A 16,025-nucleotide genomic window follows, 5' to 3' on the forward strand; every position below is an offset into this window, starting at 1 on the left:
GCGCGCGGTATCTGAGACGTTGTGCCCTGACCCCGGCACTCGAATGGAAGATAAATTGGGGTCGGCGGCAATGGGGCCGCCACGCAAAACGGGAGACCCGCAGGGGCGGGAGTGCTCCCATCTAGGATACGCATATGTTTGATGTAACGAAGAAATCGATGCAGTGGGGCGAGGAAACGCTTACACTGGAAACCGGCAAGGTTGCCCGTCAGGCTGACGGCAGCGTGATTGCCACCTTGGGCGAAACCAGCGTCATGGCCAACGTGACCTTCGCCAAGGAACAGAAGCCCGGTCAGGACTTTTTCCCGCTGACCGTGCATTACCAAGAGAAATACTATGCCGCCGGCAAGGTTCCGGGTGGCTTCTTCAAGCGCGAAGCGCGCCCGACCGAGAAAGAGACGCTGACCGCGCGTCTGATCGACCGTCCGATCCGTCCGTTGTTTGTTGACGGCTTCAAAAACGAAGTCCTGGTGATGTGTACCGTGCTGAGCCACGATCTGGTCAACGATCCCGACATCGTTGCGATGATTGCTGCTTCGGCTGCTCTGACCATCTCGGGCGCGCCGTTCATGGGCCCGATCGCGGGCTGCCGCGTGGGATACACCGACGGTGAATATGTCCTGAACCCAACCGTGGACGACATGCAGGACCTGCGCCTGAACCCCGAACAGCGTCTGGACCTGGTTGTGGCCGGCACCAAAGACGCCGTGATGATGGTGGAATCGGAAGCGTACGAACTGTCCGAAGCGGAAATGCTGGGTGCGGTGAACTTTGCGCATGAGCAGATCCAACCGGTCATCGACCTGATCATCTCGCTGGCGGAAGAAGCCGCGAAAGAGCCGTTTGACTTCCAGGCGCCGGATTACTCCGAGCTTTATGCCGCCGTTAAGGCCGCCGGTGAAGAACAGATGCGCGCCGCCTTCGCGATCACCGACAAGCAAGAGCGCACCGCCGCCGTTGCCGCCGCCCGCGAAGCGATCAAAGAGGCGCTGACCGAAGAGCAGCTGGAAGACGGCAACCTCGGTTCCGCGATGAAAAAGCTGGAAGCCGGCATTCTGCGCGGCGACGTCGTCAGGGGCGGCAAGCGGATCGACGGTCGTTCGACCACCGATGTCCGCTCGATCGTTGCGGAAACCTCGATTCTGCCCCGGACCCACGGTTCTGCCCTGTTCACCCGTGGTGAAACACAGGCGCTGGCCGTGACCACGCTGGGCACCGGTGACGATGAGCAGTTCATCGACGCGCTGCATGGCAACTTCAAATCGAACTTCCTGCTGCACTACAACTTCCCCCCGTATTCGGTGGGTGAAGTTGGCCGCGTTGGTTCGCCCGGCCGTCGCGAGATCGGCCACGGCAAACTGGCATGGCGCGCGCTTCAGGCGGTTCTGCCTGCGCCGACCGATTTCCCCTACACCATCCGCGTGGTGTCCGAGATCACTGAATCCAACGGCTCGTCCTCGATGGCCTCTGTCTGCGGCGGTTCGCTGTCGATGATGGATGCGGGTGTTCCGCTGAAAGCGCCGGTTGCCGGTGTGGCCATGGGTCTGATCCTGGAAGATGACGGTGAATACGCTGTTCTGACCGACATCCTGGGTGACGAAGACCACCTCGGCGACATGGACTTCAAGGTTGCGGGCACCGAAAACGGCATCACCTCGCTCCAGATGGACATCAAGGTTGCCGGTATCACGCCGCAGATCATGGAAACCGCCCTGGCACAGGCCAAGGAAGGCCGGATGCACATTCTGGGCGAGATGGGCAAAGCCCTGTCCGAGACCAACGATTTCTCGGTCCACGCCCCGCGCATCGAGACCATGAACATCCCGACGGACAAGATCCGCGAAGTGATCGGCTCGGGCGGCAAGGTCATCCGCGAGATCGTCGAGGTTTCGGGTGCCAAGGTCGACATCAACGACGATGGCGTGATCAAGATCGCCTCGCCCGATGGTGAGTCGATCAAGAAGGCCTATGACATGATCCATTCGATCGTGGCAGAACCTGAAGAAGGTCAGATCTACACCGGTAAAGTGGTCAAGATCGTCGACTTCGGTGCCTTCGTGAACTTCTTTGGCAAGCGCGACGGTCTGGTCCACGTGTCCCAGATCGAAAACCGCCGCCTGAACCATCCGTCGGATGTTCTGAAAGAAGGTCAGGAAGTCAAAGTCAAACTTCTGGGCTTTGACGATCGCGGTAAGGTGCGCCTGTCGATGAAAGTCGTCGATCAGGAAACCGGCGAAGAGATCGTTCCGGAAAAGAAAGAAAAGAAAGAGGAAAACGCAGAGTAATCTGCCCCTCTGACCCACAGCGGAAGGCCCCGGTTTCATCCGGGGCCTTTTTGTTTGCGCGGCAGCAGAACGGTTAACTGCGCCGCAACTTTGGTAAATCAATTGTTAACACTTATTGCGTGTATTAGCTCAACCTTAAGGGGGATATTGCCGTTTTCAAGGAAGCTGTTCGACCGTGGCATCGATTACTGTTTATGAAATCAGCGCAGACCCGTTCAGCAACCGCAGTGTTGATATTACTGCTGCGTATTCGGTCGACGTCACGGATAATGACGCCCTGCTGCAAGATCCCGACCCGGATGGCAGCTCGCAACTTGACCTCGGGTCTCTTCCCGGCTTTTCCGGCTCGACCCAGAATTTCAGTACTTTCGAAAACTACACAGGAACGGTCGATGGCGCGCCGGTCACGTTCATCCTGATCCAGTTTTCAAACCCGCGTTACATCATAGTCACTTCGGGTCAGGCCGAACTGAATGACACGATTTCAGATACCAGTTTTGCCGGCACCGCGCCGCCATCCGCGTATGACACTTTGCCTTCTTTCGTGTGTTTCACCTCAGGATCTCTGATCCAGACACCAACTGGGCTGCGCCGGGTCGAGGCGCTGGAGCCCGGCGACCCGGTCATCACCGCCGGCGGCCATGCCCGCCCGGTCCGCTGGATCGGCAAGCGCCGGTTGTCCGCGGCTGAGTTGCGGCGAAACACGCACCTGTCCCCTGTACGGATCAAGGCGGGCAGTTTCGGGTCGAACAGCCCAAGCCGCGATCTCGTCATTTCCCCACAGCACCGGATTGCCGTGACCTCGACCATGATGGAGCTTATGCATTGCGAAGCGGCGATGCTGGCCCCCGCAAAGGGGCTGATCAATGGGCATTCCATCGTTCAGGAAACGCCCGCACATGGGGTGGAGTACATTCATATCCTCTTTGATCAGCATGAGTTGGTGAATGTCGAAGGACTCTGGTCCGAGTCCTTTTACCCCGGCGACACCAGCCTTGGGGCAATGGCACCCGCCACCCGAAGCGAGCTGTTCGAACTGTTCCCGGAACTTGCCAATGGTGAAGGCAGTTACGGTTCAACCGCATTGCCGGTCCTCAAACCCTTCGAAGTCCGGGTGCTGTCGGCGGATCTGGCGGTTCCGGGCTGGAAGGTCCGCCCCAATGAATCCGCGAAAGCCGCCTGACCGCAGGTCAGTGCGCGACACCACCGGGGCCATGTTTCAACAGGTGCCACTGGCCGTAGCTGTCTTTCAGATCCAGTTTGATCGCCGCATCGGCTCGGGTCGAGGCGCTGCCGATCTCGGCAATGGTGAATTCGATCCCACCGGGAATATCGATGCGTACACGGTGTTCGCCGCCACCATGCGGGGCCTGAATCGGGCGCCCGGTCGACTTTAGAACGTCGCCAACGGTAACGCTGGCCGTTCGTCCTTCGATATCCATCTCAAGCTTGATCGGCAGGTACAGCGTGTCGTGCACCGTCTCACACATGGCTCGGAACACGTACCAATGGGTTGCCATCTCTTCGGTTTCTTCGCCGTGAAAGACTTTTTCCAGCGCATCGCGCTGCGCCGGTGACGCCGCGGGGTCGACGATCACCTGCATTTCGCCGCCACCCTCGAATATTGGCCCTGGCCATGCATAGATCAACGCAGCCTTGGTTCCACTCAGATCCGTTTCGCCAAAATATCCGGAGGATATTTCAAGCACCTCGAAGCCGCGGCAATCGCCATGCGTCGGCAATTCCTCGAACTGGCAGGGGCAGGCATAGCCGCAGTTGCAGTTTCCGAAGCTTTCTCCCTCGACGTACCAATCTGTAAAAGCCATGGTTTTCTCCTGTTCAGGACAGTCAGAAAGCCCGACATCGTTGGTCACATGCCCGTATGTTTCCGCAAAACAAACTATCACAACTTGATTGCAATCTGAACCTGACGCGCGCAAACGGCCGCAAATGGCATAAACCTTGGTTCCATTCGCCCTGTTTCAACCAAAAACCAATCGCAGGTGTCCGCTGCCATCCCCAGTTCGACCGCATCGCCACAACGCAAAAAGGGAGATGCGATATGGAAACCTTGAAACTGCTGACACTGACGGGATTGATCGCAACCGCACCGGTTCTTGCTTTGGCCAATGTCGGACTGGGCGACAAACTGGGCACAAGCGAAGCCGATATCCGCGCGGCGCTTGAAGCCCAGGGGTACCAGATCGAAGAGATCGAATTCGAAGGTGGGAAGATCGAGGTTGAACTCACCAAGGATGGCGTGGAAACTGAACTGGTTCTGTCTGACACGGACGGGGTGGTGACGGCCATCGAGCTCGAAGAGGACGACGACTGAACCTGCAACGTTCAAGGGGCCGCATGAAAGTACCTCAAACGTCTTTGCTCTGGCTCCTTCTGGTGGTGCAGGCCCTCTGCGCCGCCTTTTTCATGACGGATGCACTGCTGGATTGGACAGGCGGCGACGGCGCGGGATTTCGTCACCTTCATTCGTTCGAACTGTTTCTGTCGCTGGCGCTTGTCGGCGGCCTGAGCGCCACGATCGCCCTGATCCGTTCCCAGTCCAGACGGGTGCGCGATATGCAGCGGCAACTGCAAGTGGCGCAAGGGGCTTTCGCCCAGGTCATCGAAACCCAGTTCAGCGAGTGGCAGCTCAGTGAGGCTGAGCGCGACGTTGCCATGCTGACGATCAAGGGTCTTTCCATCGCGGAAATCGCCGAAATGCGACAGACGAAAGAAGGGACGATCAAGGCCCAAAGCGCCGCGGTCTATCGAAAGGCGGGCGTTTCCAGCAGGGTGCAGTTGCTCAGTTTTTTTGTCGACGAACTCCTGTCAGAACCCTTGGTCAGGGATGTGCCCTGAAACAGTGGCAGAACCTCGCGCCTATTCACTCACACATTCCTAAAAACCTGTGAAGCGAAGTGAAGGCCCGGCGCCTTTCTTTTTGGGCCAGCCTCGTCCACATCCATGGCATGCGGATTTTGGAACACTGGAGATGGTTATGTTCACGCGCCTCATTCTCGCCTCTTCGGCTCTGGCGATCAGCGCAACGGCGCTTGCCGCGCAGAGCCTGGGCGATGGCACCTATATTCACGGCTTCATCGGCTACAGCCAGCTACAGGACAGCGATTTCACCGGGACGATCGGTGGCGCGACGCAATCGGTAGATACCGAATTCGACGCAGGTTTCGGACTGGGCCTCGCGATAGGCAAGGAAATCCCGCAATGGTCCAACGACATCATCGGAACGCGGATCGAGCTGGAACTGTCTTACAGCGAAAGTGACGTGGATGGTGTGAACTTTACCGGCAATGGTCCGGGGCCCGAGGGCAATATCTCGGGCGACGTCACGCAGACCTCTTTATTTGCCAATCTGCTGTTCGATTTCAAACAGGCCGGCGCGCTGACACCGTTTGCCGGGTTTGGTCTGGGGGCCACCTATTCGGATCTGGATTTTTCTTACGGGCCGGGTGTGGCGCTGAACGACACCGACACCACCTTGGCCGCCCAGCTGATCGCCGGTGTGGCATATGACATCAACGCGTCGACAGCGTTCACGATTGACGCCCGTTACGCCCGCGCCTTTGATGTTTCGTCGCAGCGCCTGGCCCCCAACGGAGCTTTGACCGGCAACGTAGAGGACGATCTGGATACTTTCAGCATCAATTTCGGACTTCGCCATAATTTCTGATTGCTTCGGGTGTCAGGTTTCTCTCCGGTTTCCTGCCCCTCTTTGCCCTCGCGCCTCAGGCGCGGGGGCACCCGGAAAACCCCGAAAAATGCAGCACACGCTGGATATGCCGGTGGTCGCCCGACCTGCAACAACCGCCTGCTTCATCTGGCTGAAAATATCCTCGGGGGGAATCGTGCCTGCGGGCACGATGGGGGGGCAGACAGCCCCCCTGACCCGGCAACCGGCTTACGACGGCGCTTTGGTCTTGCGCAGATAGGGGAAGATCGTTTCGAACTCGCCAAACTTGGCCTTGGCGTCTTCGTTCGACACGGTTGGCGGGATGATCACGTCTTCACCCGGCACCCAGTTGGCAGGTGTCGCAACGCCCTTGGCCGACATTTGCAGCCCGTCCAGAGCGCGCAGGATCTCGGCAAAGTTTCGACCCACGGTCATCGGATAGGTCATCGACAGTTTCAGTTGCTTGTCCGGGCCGATGATGAAAACCGAACGCACGGTGGCGCTGTCAGCCGGAGTGCGACCGTCGGGCAGATAGGCTTCTGCGGGCAGCATGTCGAAGGCTTTGGACACGGCCAAACCGTCATCGGCGATGATCGGGAAACCGGGGTTGGCCTTGCCGTATTCTTCGATGTCCTTCTTCCACTTTTTGTGGTCTTCGACACCATCGACCGATACGCCGATCACCTTGGTGTTGCGCGCGGCCCATTCGTCATTCAACTGCGCAACGGCCGAAAACTCGGTGGTGCAAACAGGTGTAAAATCCTTTGGGTGCGAGAACAGAATGGCCCAGCTGTCGCCAATCCAGTCGTGAAACTGAATGGTGCCCTGATCCGTTTCTGCCGTGAAATTCGGAACGGTGTCGTTGATACGCAAACCCATGGGGCATCTCCTTCTCTGTGAAAAACCTGAATCGGTTGTTTGGAACCTAATCACTTTGTGTGCAGGTTAAACCGTCCATCACGCTTGGGGATACGGAATTCGTGGGCATTGCCAGAAAATAATTTGATCAAATTCACTATTGCTCAGCCTGTGCATGGGTGACAGAGTGTCCCCGAACAGCCGGTTTCAGGCAGACCTTCAGGAGGGCTCAGGATGATCGAAAAGCGGGATTTCTATATTAATGGTCAGTGGGTGGCACCATCGCAGCCCAATGACTTCGAGGTCATCAACCCGTCAACCGAAGACCCCTGCGCCGTGATCTCGCTTGGCGCCGAAGCCGACACGAATGCGGCCGTTGCCGCGGCCAAGGCCGCCCTGCCGGGCTGGATGGCCACGCCAGTGGAAACCCGCATCGCGCTGGTGGAAAAACTGGTCGAACTCTATGCAACCCGGGCAGAGGATCTGGCGCAGGCGATGTCGCTGGAAATGGGCGCCCCGATCGATCTGGCGCGCTCGGCGCAGGCGGGCGCCGGCATCTATCACCTGAAGAACTTCATCCGCGCCACCAGGTCGTTTGAATTTGAGCGCCCGCTGGGGGATCATGCGCCGAATGATCGCATCATTTACGAGGCGGTTGGCGTTGCCGCTTTGATCACGCCGTGGAACTGGCCGATGAACCAGATCACGCTCAAGGTTGGGGCTGCTGCGATTGCGGGCTGCACGATGGTGCTGAAACCGTCGGAACAAAGCCCGCTGAACGCGATGATCTTTGCCGAGATGATGGACGAGGCAGGCTTCCCGCCCGGTGTGTTCAATCTGGTCAACGGCGACGGCGCGGGGGTTGGTTCGCAACTTTCGGGCCATCCGGATGTGGACATGGTCAGCTTCACCGGCTCGACCCGCGCAGGCACCGCGATTTCCAAAAATGCGGCAGATACCCTCAAGAAAGTACATCTTGAGCTTGGAGGCAAAGGGGCCAACGTCATCTTTGAGGACGCGGACGAAAAAGCGGTCAAGCGTGGGGTGCTGCACATGATGCAAAACACCGGCCAGAGCTGCAACGCCCCCAGCCGGATGCTGGTGCAACGCCCGATCTATGACAAGGCTGTGGAAACCGCGGCCGAGGTTGCAAACATGGTCAAGGTTGGCCCTGCCTTAGAGGAAGGCCGCCATATCGGCCCGGTGGTGAATGAAGTTCAGTGGACCAAGATTCAGGACCTGATCCAGAAGGGCATCGATGAAGGGGCGCGGCTGGTCGCAGGCGGCGCCGGACGGCCAGAGGGCCTGAACAAGGGCTACTATGTCCGCCCCACGGTCTTTGCCGATGCAAACAACCAGATGACCATCGCCCGCGAAGAGATCTTTGGCCCGGTTCTGACTATGATCCCCTTCGACACCGAAGAAGAGGCTGTCGAAATCGCCAATGATACACCCTATGGCCTGACCAACTATGTTCAGACGCAGGACAGCGCGCGTGCCAATCGCATGGCGCGGGCGCTGCGGTCGGGCATGGTCGAAATGAACGGACAATCGCGCAGCGCGGGCTCACCGTTCGGCGGCATGAAGCAATCCGGCAACGGGCGTGAAGGCGGCGTCTTTGGGCTTGAGGACTTCCTCGAGATCAAAGCTGTCGGTGGTTGGGCGGCAGAGTAACTATACCTGCAAAGCAGACAGATCGGGCGGGGCAACGCGGTTGGCCCCGCCCACAACCCCCTATAGGGGCCGTACCACAAGCTGGGGTACGCCATCGGACGTGCGGCGCCGGGATTGACCGTCCCACCCAATCTCTCCGGTGACGCGCTGTCGAAATGCAGAAAAGCTGTCAAAGCGCACCACATCTACCGGCGCATCGAAATGCAGGGTCACTCGGCGACGCGCGCCATCGCCAAGAATGGTCATACCGCGAATTTCGGCCGTGAACGCCTGACCCAGATAGCGCCCTTCGACCCGATCACCCACGCGCAGATGCATCCGGTTTCCGGCCATTGCGTGCAAGGTGTTCCAGTCTCGAACGCCATGCTGATGGGCCAGCAGTTCCAATGCCGCACTGTGCGACAGCGAAACGCCCTTCGTTTTCAAGTCTTCCCGCAGGCGTCTCGCCTGCGCTTTCAGCTCTTCAACCGGAGCAACGGTTCGGGATCGTGTCATCATGTGCCTCGTTTCCTTGAACGGGCGCGAAGTCAGGACGGGGCTCGCATTTCCATCCGCGCGCCGGGAAAGGGCAACAGATGTTTTTCAAACCGGGTTTCACCAAAGCCAATGGCCGCGAACGGCAGGGGACCCGAACCTGAGGTGCCTTTTGGCAGCGGCCGGGCCGTCTGTCAATCAGGCGTCTGCCTGCGCCGCCTCATAGGCCAGCATGGCACGCTTGACAGGCAAGCCCCAGTGATAGCCCCCCAGACCACCTGATTTGCGCAATGCCCGATGGCAGGGGATCAACCAACTGACCGGGTTGCGGCCAACTGCCGTTCCAACGGCGCGAACGGCTTGCGGCGAGCCGATTCGCTGGGCGATCTCGGAATAGGTCGTGACCTGCCCGGACGGGATATGCATCAGCGCTTCCCACACCTTGATTTGCAAAGGTGATCCGATCAGGAAAACCGGTGTCGGCTCCAACCGGTCGCTGGCAGCGCCAAAAGCACTCAGCGCCCAAGGACGCAGGCGCATCGGATCTTCGACAAACGTCGCCTTGGGCCAGCGCGAGATCATGTCTTCCATCGCGGCCTCTTCGCCAGTCTCGGCACCGAAGGCGATGCCGCAGATGCCCTTGTCGGTTCCCATGACCAGCGCAGGGCCAAAGGGGCATTCGAACCACCCCCAATAGATCGTCAGGCCTTCGCCCTTGCGGGCATATTCGCCAGGGCTCATCGATTCCCACTTCAGGAACAGATCATGCAGACGCCCGCTGCCGGACAGGCCCACATTGTGGGCCGTTTCCAATGTCGTAAACCGTTCACGCAACAATGCCTTCGCATGGCCCAGCGTCAGGTATTGTTGATACCGTTTCGGTGACACTCCGGTCCAACGCGAGAACAAACGCTGGAAATGGGCCGGGCTCATATCCATCTGGCGTGCCAGTTCATCAAGGCTCAGGCCTTCACCGCCCTGATCGATCAACTCGATTGCCCGGCGCATGACGTTGTAATGATAACCGCTTTCTGGGGTCTGGACGTTCATGGTTCCACCTCATCATCTGACAAAACCATAGCGCGACGGCCACGCTGCCGCGACCCGGAACTTGCGCATTGGCTTTGTGCTTGTGTCAGGGCGCGGTGGACGGCATTAAGGCCCGGATGGCAAAGCAACTCGACTATCATACGATCCGCGAGATTTTCACGCGCTTTCAAGAGGCCGACCCTGAACCCAAGGGCGAGCTGGAGCATGTGAACGTCTATACTCTGGTCGTCGCCGTGGCCCTTTCGGCGCAGGCCACGGATGCGGGCGTCAACAAGGCGACGCGCGAGTTGTTCAAGATCGCCGACACGCCGCAAAAGATGCTGGATCTGGGCGAGGACGGCCTGATCGAGCACATCAAGACCATTGGCTTGTTCCGCCAGAAGGCCAAGAACGTCATCAAGCTCAGCCGTATCCTGGTTGACGAATATGGTGGCGAGGTTCCCAATTCCCGGGCTGCCCTGCAATCCCTTCCGGGTGTGGGCCGCAAGACGGCCAACGTGGTTCTGAACATGTGGTGGCGGCAACCGGCGCAGGCGGTGGACACCCATATCTTTCGCGTCGGCAACCGCACCGGTATTTGCCCCGGCAAGGATGTGGAAACGGTCGAACGCGCCATCGAAGACAATATTCCCGCTGACTTTCAACTTCATGCGCATCACTGGCTGATCCTGCATGGTCGGTACCACTGCAAGGCGCGCAAGCCGCAATGCCCGACCTGCATCATCCGTGATCTCTGCCAATTCGAGGACAAAACCCTATGAAGACTTATCAACTGACCGGCATCGGAAATGCCGTTGTGGACGTGATTTCCCAGGCCGATGACAGCTTTCTGGAGCTGATGGGCATCGAAAAAGGCATCATGCAGTTGATCGAACAGGAACGCGGCGAGGTGCTGTACGCCTCGATGGAAAGCCGCGTTCAAACGCCGGGTGGCTCGGTGGCCAATACCATTGCGGGCGCAGGCGCGCTTGGTCTGGATGCAGCGTTTATCGGCCGGGTACACGATGACGCTCTGGGCCGGTTCTACGCAGATGCGATGAACGAAGATGGCGTCGACTTCGTGAACCCGCCTGTTCCGGGTGGCGAATTGCCGACGTCACGCTCGATGATCTTTGTCTCGCCTGATGGCGAGCGGTCGATGAACACCTATCTGGGCATTTCCTCGGAACTGTCGTCTCAGGACGTTCCGGACGAGGTCGCTGGAAACAGCCAGATCATGTTCCTCGAGGGATATCTGTTCGACAAGGAAAAAGGCAAGGCGGCATTCCTTGAGGCCGCACGTGCCTGTCACAAGGGTGGCGGCAAAGCCGGGATTGCCATCTCCGACCCGTTCTGCGTGGAACGGCATCGGGTGGATTTCCTGCTGCTGATTGAAAACGAGCTGGATTTCGTGATCGGCAACGAGGCCGAGATCAAATCCCTGTTCGAGACCGACGACCTGGAAGAGGCGCTGCGGCGCACGTCGGCGATCTGCCCGCTGGTGGTCTGCACCCGCTCGGGTGACGGGGTGACGGTTATGAACGGTGATGCTCGCATTGACGTACCGGTCGAGAAGGTCGTCCCCGTTGATGCAACGGGTGCCGGCGACCAGTTTGCCGCCGGGTTCCTGTTCGGCATGGCGACGGGACGCGATTACGAGACCTGCGCCCGCATCGGCAATGTCTGCGCCCGCGAGGTCATCAGCCATATCGGCCCCCGCCCCGAGGCGAACATGCTGGAGCTGCTGAGGGAAGAAGGGTTGGTTTGAGGACGCGGGTTTCCCGGGCCTTTCTCCGGGAAAAAATGCGGTTCGACCCTGTGAGCGCGGCCTGAACACCGGGCCGCGGCGCCCCTTTTCTGCTGGCAAGGCTGGCACTGACAGCGTTATGCTTTTTGCATCAAAAAGGGGGGGCTGTCATGAGAGCACTGCTGTTCACGACGGGATCGCCATTCGCAAGGGCGGTCAGGATCGTTCTGGACGAACTTTCGCTGGATTACGAAAGGCGAGAGGAAATCACCACGCCCAGCGCCGAGCAACGTGCGCAGGCTACTCCGACATTGCAGGTGCCGACATTTTGGGACGGCGATCTTGTGCTGTGGGAAAGCGGCACCATCGCCGAATACCTGCTGTCGACCTATCCGGACAGGCCGCAGGCCGCGCCGAAACTGGCGCCCTTTGCCTTTCGGCCCGGGGACGCGCAGTGGCAGGACAAGCTGGTGTTCTCGACCATCCAGACCTTCGGCAACGCGGCCACGACCATCTCGCAAATGAAGTGGTCCGGCGTGAGCGTGGGCCAGAACACGCATCTTCAGCGGTCAGCCGAGAAGCTGGCCCATATCCTGGGCTGGCTGGAAGACCGGCTGAGTGGCGAGGACGGTTTCGTGCCGGGCTACCTGTCGATGAAGGATATCTTTCTGGCCGCCCATGTGCGTTTCGTGCAGGCCCGGCCGCTTGGGGTGGATCTGAAGCTGGACCGGTATGGCAAGGTTTCGGCGCTGCTCGACCGGCTGGATGCGCGCGGCAGTTTCAAGGCGAACCCGATCTGGTGGTGGGAACCGGGGGTCATCGGCTATGAGCCCGACGGCACGCCTGTCTACGAAAAACAGAATGCCTGAGCCGGGATCCCCGCGGAATTACGGCAGCCTTATTTAGCGCAGATACCCACGAAAGGCCTCCATGACACGCTCGTATACCACGCGTTTGAAGGGCACAATCTCGGCGATCAGGCGATCGGGGTCCTGCCATTTCCAGCGGGTGAACTCGGGGTGATCCGTCTGGATATCGATCTGGTCGTCGGTTCCCAGAAACCGCATCAGGAACCATTTCTGCTCCTGCCCGCGGAAGCGGCCCTTCCAGATCTTGGGCACGATGTCATGCGGCAGGTCATAGGGCAGCCAGCCCTCAGTCTCGGCCACGATTTCCACAAGATCGCCGGTTACACCGGTTTCTTCCCACAGCTCTCGCAAGGCCGCATCACGAGGGTCTTCGCCCTTGTCCACGCCGCCTTGTGGCATTTGCCACGCGTCCTCGAACCGGTCGTTGCGCTGACCGACGAAGATCTGGCCCTGATCGTTCATCAGCATCAGCCCGACGCAGGGGCGATAGGGCAGTTTGGCAATTTCTTCGGGGGTCATGCGCGGCCTCATCGTGTTGTTTCGCCCACCTCTAGCAATCACCGGCGCAACAGCAAAGAGGGTGACGTGGGGTTTCGCGTGACAAAGTTTACGCGAACGTCAATCTATCACGCAAATTCAGGAGGGAGAGTTTCGCCATGACTGTGTACCCAAACATGCTGGCACCACTGGATCTGGGCTTTACCACGTTGAAGAACCGGGTCCTGATGGGCTCGATGCATACCGGGCTGGAGGAAACCGGCGACTGGAACCGGGTGGCCGAGTTCTATGCCGCCCGCGCGCGCGGTGGCGTGGCGCTGATGGTCACGGGCGGCATCGGGCCGAACCTCGAAGGCTCGGTCCTGCCGGGGGCTGCAATGATGACCAGCGACAAGGACGTGGCCAATCATTCCGTCGTCACCGACCGTGTGCATCAGGCGGGCGGCAAGATCGCGATGCAGATCCTGCATGCGGGTCGCTATGCCTATGGGCCGAAATGCGTGGCGCCCAGCCCGGTGAAGTCGCCGATCTCGCCCTTCCCCCCCAACGAACTGGACGAGGACGGCATCGAGAAGCAGATCAGCGACATCGTCAACGCCGCCGTGCTGGCCCAAAAGGCGGGCTATGACGGGGTCGAGATCATGGGGTCCGAGGGGTATTTCATCAACCAGTTTCTGGTGACCCACACCAACAAGCGCACAGACCGCTGGGGCGGGTCCTATGAGAACCGGATGCGCCTGCCGCTGGAAATCGTGCGCCGCACCCGCGCGGCGGTGGGCACCGATTTCATCATCATCTACCGGCTGTCGATGATCGACCTTGTACCCAATGGTTCGACCTTCGAAGAAGTGGTGCAGCTGGCGCAAGCGGTCGAAAAGGCCGGGGCCACGATCATCAACACCGGCATCGGCTGGCACGAGGCGCGGATTCCGACCATCGCCACATCGGTGCCGCGCCGGGCCTTTGCCTGGGTGACGAAGAAGCTTATGGGCAAGGTGGGGATTCCGGTCATCACCTCGAACCGGATCAACACGCCCGAGGTGGCCGAGCAGGTGCTGGCCGAGGGCTGTGCCGACATGGTCTCTCTGGCGCGGCCGATGCTGGCGGATGCGGATTTCGTAGCCAAGGCGATGGCAGGTGACTCGGCCAGGATCGCGCCCTGCATCGCCTGCAACCAGGCCTGTCTGGATCACACTTTCAGCGGCAAACTGACCTCCTGTCTGGTGAACCCGCGCGCCTGCCACGAGACGGAGCTGGTGATCGAAAAGGCCGCCACGCCCAAGCGCGTGGCCATCGTGGGCGCGGGTCCGGCGGGCCTGTCCACGGCGATGACGGCGGCGGAGCGCGGCCATGGCGTGACCGTGTTTGACAAAGCCGACGAGATCGGCGGCCAGCTGAACATGGCCAAGCAGGTGCCGGGCAAGGAAGAGTTCTGGGGCTTGGTGGACTGGTACCGCACCATGCTGAACGATCTGGGCGTCAAGGTCGAACTGGGCCGCAAAGTCGGCGCCGACGATCTGGTCGGGTTCGACGAGGTGGTGATCGCCACGGGCGTCAACCCGCGCGACCCGCAGATCCCGGGCGAGGACAGCGACAATGTCGTGAACTATATCGACGTGCTGCGCGACAAGGCCCCGGTGGGCAAATCGGTGGCCGTGATCGGCGCGGGCGGCATCGGCTTCGACGTGTCGGAATACCTGCTGGAGGAAGGCCATTCGCCCACCACCGACCTGCCCTTGTGGATGAAGGAATGGGGCGTTGCCGACCCTGAACAGCACCGCGCAGGCCTGGCGCCCGAAGGCCCGCAGCCCGAGGCGCCCAAGCGGCAGGTCACCCTGCTGCAGCGCAAGAAGCAGGCGCATGGCAAGGGGCTGGGCAAGACCACCGGCTGGATCCACCGCGCCACACTGAAGATGAAGGATGTCAGCTTCGTGGGCGGCGTGAACTATGAACGCATAGACGACGAGGGGCTGCATGTCTCGTTCGGAGAAGAGCGCGCCGATCCGACCGTCATCAAGGCGGATACGATCGTTCTGTGTGCAGGACAGGTGCCCGAGCGGTCGCTGGCCGACGCGCTGATCGAACGCGGGATCACCCCGCATGTGATCGGCGGCGCGGACGTGGCCGCGGAACTGGACGCCAAACGCGCGATCAATCAGGGCACACGCCTTGCCGCAGAGTTCTGAAGCCACTCGTTCAGAGTGTCTTCAGTCCGACAGCGCGAGCTTTGCACCCAAGGCACCAAAAGCGGTTGCGAAACACCGCTTTATCCACGCCATCACAGCAGGGCGTCGGATCACATAGTCCCGCGCCAGTGCGGCGCATGCGCCATACCCGACAAAAACAACAAATGTCATGGCCATGAAGGCCAGCGCCAGTTTGGCCAGTTCCATTCCTGCATTTGCTGCATTCGCCGGCAGGAATTGAGGCAGAAAGGCCAGGAAGAATAGCGACAACTTTGGGTTCAAAACGTTGATCAGCGTTCCTGTCACGGCAATTCTAAAGTCGCTTTTTGCGGATTTCTCCGCCGCGACGTCCATGGCACCGCCGTCCTTCAGGATTCCCCATGCCATGTAGAACAAGTACAAGACGCCAAGATATTTGATGAGTTGAAACGCGACGGCACTGGTGTGCAGCAAGGCTGCAAGTCCGATGATGCTGGCCAAGGCCGCCGGAACGATCCCAAGTGTGCATCCTAAGGCTGCGGCAAGGCTTGCGCGAAACCCGCGCCCAAGACCGACAGCCAAAGTATAGATGACGCCGGTACCCGGCAGCAAAACAACAATCAATGATGTGATGAAGAATTCCAGCGACATTATTACCCCCTGCAAATGCAGGCAGATTCACTAAGTGCGCCGAAAATGTAAATGCCTTTCCCTCACATGAACCGAACGGACGGTTTC

15 protein-coding genes and 1 pseudogene are annotated in these 16,025 nt (G+C 59.8%); 10 read left to right on the forward strand and 6 right to left on the reverse strand.

Features of this window, described 5'->3' with window-relative positions; all coding sequences use genetic code 11:
• The first annotated feature begins 134 nt into the window (after window positions 1-134).
• Together pnp and FIU92_RS23210 are read left to right on the forward strand one after the other, a co-directional pair.
• On the forward strand, window positions 135-2,285 hold the full coding sequence (gene pnp / locus FIU92_RS15030) for a polyribonucleotide nucleotidyltransferase (RefSeq protein ID WP_152459385.1): 2,151 nt from the start codon (window positions 135-137) through the stop codon (window positions 2,283-2,285).
• A gap of 544 nt (window positions 2,286-2,829) precedes the next feature.
• Window positions 2,830-3,213: pseudogene (locus FIU92_RS23210) on the forward strand (Hint domain-containing protein); the annotation flags it as partial.
• Between the two features lie 262 nt (window positions 3,214-3,475).
• On the opposite strand, the gene FIU92_RS15040 reads toward FIU92_RS23210, so the two are convergent.
• Window positions 3,476-4,111 carry a DUF1326 domain-containing protein gene (locus FIU92_RS15040; RefSeq protein ID WP_152459387.1) on the reverse strand — a complete coding sequence of 212 codons (636 nt, stop codon included), beginning with the start codon at window positions 4,109-4,111 and terminating at the stop codon, window positions 3,476-3,478.
• 236 nt (window positions 4,112-4,347) lie between these two features.
• Here FIU92_RS15040 and FIU92_RS22835 point away from each other — a divergent pair, with 236 nt between their 5' ends.
• The 3 genes from FIU92_RS22835 (at window position 4,348) to FIU92_RS15055 (ending at window position 5,973) form a co-directional block, all read left to right on the forward strand.
• Window positions 4,348-4,620, forward strand: coding sequence for a PepSY domain-containing protein (locus tag FIU92_RS22835; protein ID WP_171233448.1), 273 nt, complete (start codon window positions 4,348-4,350; stop codon window positions 4,618-4,620).
• Between the two features lie 23 nt (window positions 4,621-4,643).
• Window positions 4,644-5,144: a helix-turn-helix transcriptional regulator gene (locus tag FIU92_RS15050; protein WP_152459389.1), complete on the forward strand. Its 501-nt coding sequence runs from the start codon at window positions 4,644-4,646 to the stop codon at window positions 5,142-5,144.
• Window positions 5,145-5,283: 139 nt separating this feature from the next.
• The gene (locus tag FIU92_RS15055; protein ID WP_172978505.1) at window positions 5,284-5,973 is read left to right on the forward strand and encodes an outer membrane protein; all 690 of its coding nucleotides are present in this window, start codon (window positions 5,284-5,286) and stop codon (window positions 5,971-5,973) included.
• A gap of 228 nt (window positions 5,974-6,201) precedes the next feature.
• Here FIU92_RS15055 and FIU92_RS15060 read toward each other — a convergent pair whose 3' ends face one another.
• Complete coding sequence (locus FIU92_RS15060) at window positions 6,202-6,852, reverse strand: peroxiredoxin (protein ID WP_152459391.1); 651 nt, start codon at window positions 6,850-6,852, stop codon at window positions 6,202-6,204.
• A 213-nt stretch (window positions 6,853-7,065) separates the two neighbouring features.
• On the opposite strand from FIU92_RS15060, the gene FIU92_RS15065 reads away from it, so the two are divergent.
• Complete coding sequence (locus FIU92_RS15065) at window positions 7,066-8,505, forward strand: aldehyde dehydrogenase family protein (protein ID WP_152459392.1); 1,440 nt, start codon at window positions 7,066-7,068, stop codon at window positions 8,503-8,505.
• 60 nt (window positions 8,506-8,565) lie between these two features.
• On the opposite strand, the gene FIU92_RS15070 is transcribed toward FIU92_RS15065, so the two are convergent.
• Entirely contained in the window at window positions 8,566-9,000 is a 435-nt protein-coding gene (locus FIU92_RS15070; RefSeq protein ID WP_152459931.1) for a glyoxalase superfamily protein, read from the reverse strand.
• A 177-nt stretch (window positions 9,001-9,177) separates the two neighbouring features.
• Window positions 9,178-10,029 carry a bifunctional helix-turn-helix domain-containing protein/methylated-DNA--[protein]-cysteine S-methyltransferase gene (locus tag FIU92_RS15075; protein ID WP_152459393.1) on the reverse strand — a complete coding sequence of 284 codons (852 nt, stop codon included), beginning with the start codon at window positions 10,027-10,029 and terminating at the stop codon, window positions 9,178-9,180.
• A 116-nt stretch (window positions 10,030-10,145) separates the two neighbouring features.
• Here FIU92_RS15075 and nth point away from each other — a divergent pair, with 116 nt between their 5' ends.
• From nth to FIU92_RS15090, 3 genes are all read left to right on the forward strand, one after another.
• A complete protein-coding gene (gene nth, locus FIU92_RS15080; RefSeq protein WP_152459394.1) occupies window positions 10,146-10,790 on the forward strand; it encodes an endonuclease III in 645 nt (214 codons plus the stop codon).
• Entirely contained in the window at window positions 10,787-11,776 is a 990-nt protein-coding gene (locus FIU92_RS15085) for an adenosine kinase (RefSeq protein ID WP_152459395.1), read from the forward strand. Before nth ends, FIU92_RS15085 begins: the two co-directional genes overlap by 4 nt.
• Before the next feature lie 149 nt (window positions 11,777-11,925).
• Entirely contained in the window at window positions 11,926-12,624 is a 699-nt protein-coding gene (locus FIU92_RS15090; protein ID WP_152459396.1) for a glutathione S-transferase family protein, read from the forward strand.
• Between the two features lie 33 nt (window positions 12,625-12,657).
• Here the strand turns inward: FIU92_RS15090 and FIU92_RS15095 are convergent, their stop codons facing one another.
• Window positions 12,658-13,143: an RNA pyrophosphohydrolase gene (locus tag FIU92_RS15095; protein WP_152459397.1), complete on the reverse strand. Its 486-nt coding sequence runs from the start codon at window positions 13,141-13,143 to the stop codon at window positions 12,658-12,660.
• 137 nt (window positions 13,144-13,280) lie between these two features.
• Here FIU92_RS15095 and FIU92_RS15100 point away from each other — a divergent pair, with 137 nt between their 5' ends.
• Complete coding sequence (locus FIU92_RS15100; protein WP_152459398.1) at window positions 13,281-15,308, forward strand: NADPH-dependent 2,4-dienoyl-CoA reductase; 2,028 nt, start codon at window positions 13,281-13,283, stop codon at window positions 15,306-15,308.
• A gap of 21 nt (window positions 15,309-15,329) precedes the next feature.
• Here FIU92_RS15100 and FIU92_RS15105 read toward each other — a convergent pair whose 3' ends face one another.
• Window positions 15,330-15,938, reverse strand: a complete 609-nt coding sequence (locus tag FIU92_RS15105) for a LysE family translocator (RefSeq protein ID WP_152459399.1) — start codon at window positions 15,936-15,938, stop codon at window positions 15,330-15,332.
• Window positions 15,939-16,025 lie beyond the last annotated feature (87 nt).

This window comes from Ruegeria sp. THAF33, assembly GCF_009363615.1.
Classification (GTDB): domain Bacteria; phylum Pseudomonadota; class Alphaproteobacteria; order Rhodobacterales; family Rhodobacteraceae; genus Ruegeria.

Excerpts from the sequence above, each read along its gene's own strand:
- pnp (WP_152459385.1), top strand. The coding sequence starts at position 135 with ATGTTTGATGTAACGAAGAAATCGATGCAGTGGGGCGAGGAAACGCTT.
- FIU92_RS15040 (WP_152459387.1), bottom strand. The coding sequence starts at position 4,111 with ATGGCTTTTACAGATTGGTACGTCGAGGGAGAAAGCTTCGGAAACTGC.
- FIU92_RS22835 (WP_171233448.1), top strand. The coding sequence starts at position 4,348 with ATGGAAACCTTGAAACTGCTGACACTGACGGGATTGATCGCAACCGCA.
- FIU92_RS15050 (WP_152459389.1), top strand. The coding sequence starts at position 4,644 with ATGAAAGTACCTCAAACGTCTTTGCTCTGGCTCCTTCTGGTGGTGCAG.
- FIU92_RS15055 (WP_172978505.1), top strand. The coding sequence starts at position 5,284 with ATGTTCACGCGCCTCATTCTCGCCTCTTCGGCTCTGGCGATCAGCGCA.
- FIU92_RS15060 (WP_152459391.1), bottom strand. The coding sequence starts at position 6,852 with ATGGGTTTGCGTATCAACGACACCGTTCCGAATTTCACGGCAGAAACG.
- FIU92_RS15065 (WP_152459392.1), top strand. The coding sequence starts at position 7,066 with ATGATCGAAAAGCGGGATTTCTATATTAATGGTCAGTGGGTGGCACCA.
- FIU92_RS15070 (WP_152459931.1), bottom strand. The coding sequence starts at position 9,000 with ATGACACGATCCCGAACCGTTGCTCCGGTTGAAGAGCTGAAAGCGCAG.
- FIU92_RS15075 (WP_152459393.1), bottom strand. The coding sequence starts at position 10,029 with ATGAACGTCCAGACCCCAGAAAGCGGTTATCATTACAACGTCATGCGC.
- nth (WP_152459394.1), top strand. The coding sequence starts at position 10,146 with ATGGCAAAGCAACTCGACTATCATACGATCCGCGAGATTTTCACGCGC.
- FIU92_RS15085 (WP_152459395.1), top strand. The coding sequence starts at position 10,787 with ATGAAGACTTATCAACTGACCGGCATCGGAAATGCCGTTGTGGACGTG.
- FIU92_RS15090 (WP_152459396.1), top strand. The coding sequence starts at position 11,926 with ATGAGAGCACTGCTGTTCACGACGGGATCGCCATTCGCAAGGGCGGTC.
- FIU92_RS15095 (WP_152459397.1), bottom strand. The coding sequence starts at position 13,143 with ATGACCCCCGAAGAAATTGCCAAACTGCCCTATCGCCCCTGCGTCGGG.
- FIU92_RS15100 (WP_152459398.1), top strand. The coding sequence starts at position 13,281 with ATGACTGTGTACCCAAACATGCTGGCACCACTGGATCTGGGCTTTACC.
- FIU92_RS15105 (WP_152459399.1), bottom strand. The coding sequence starts at position 15,938 with ATGTCGCTGGAATTCTTCATCACATCATTGATTGTTGTTTTGCTGCCG.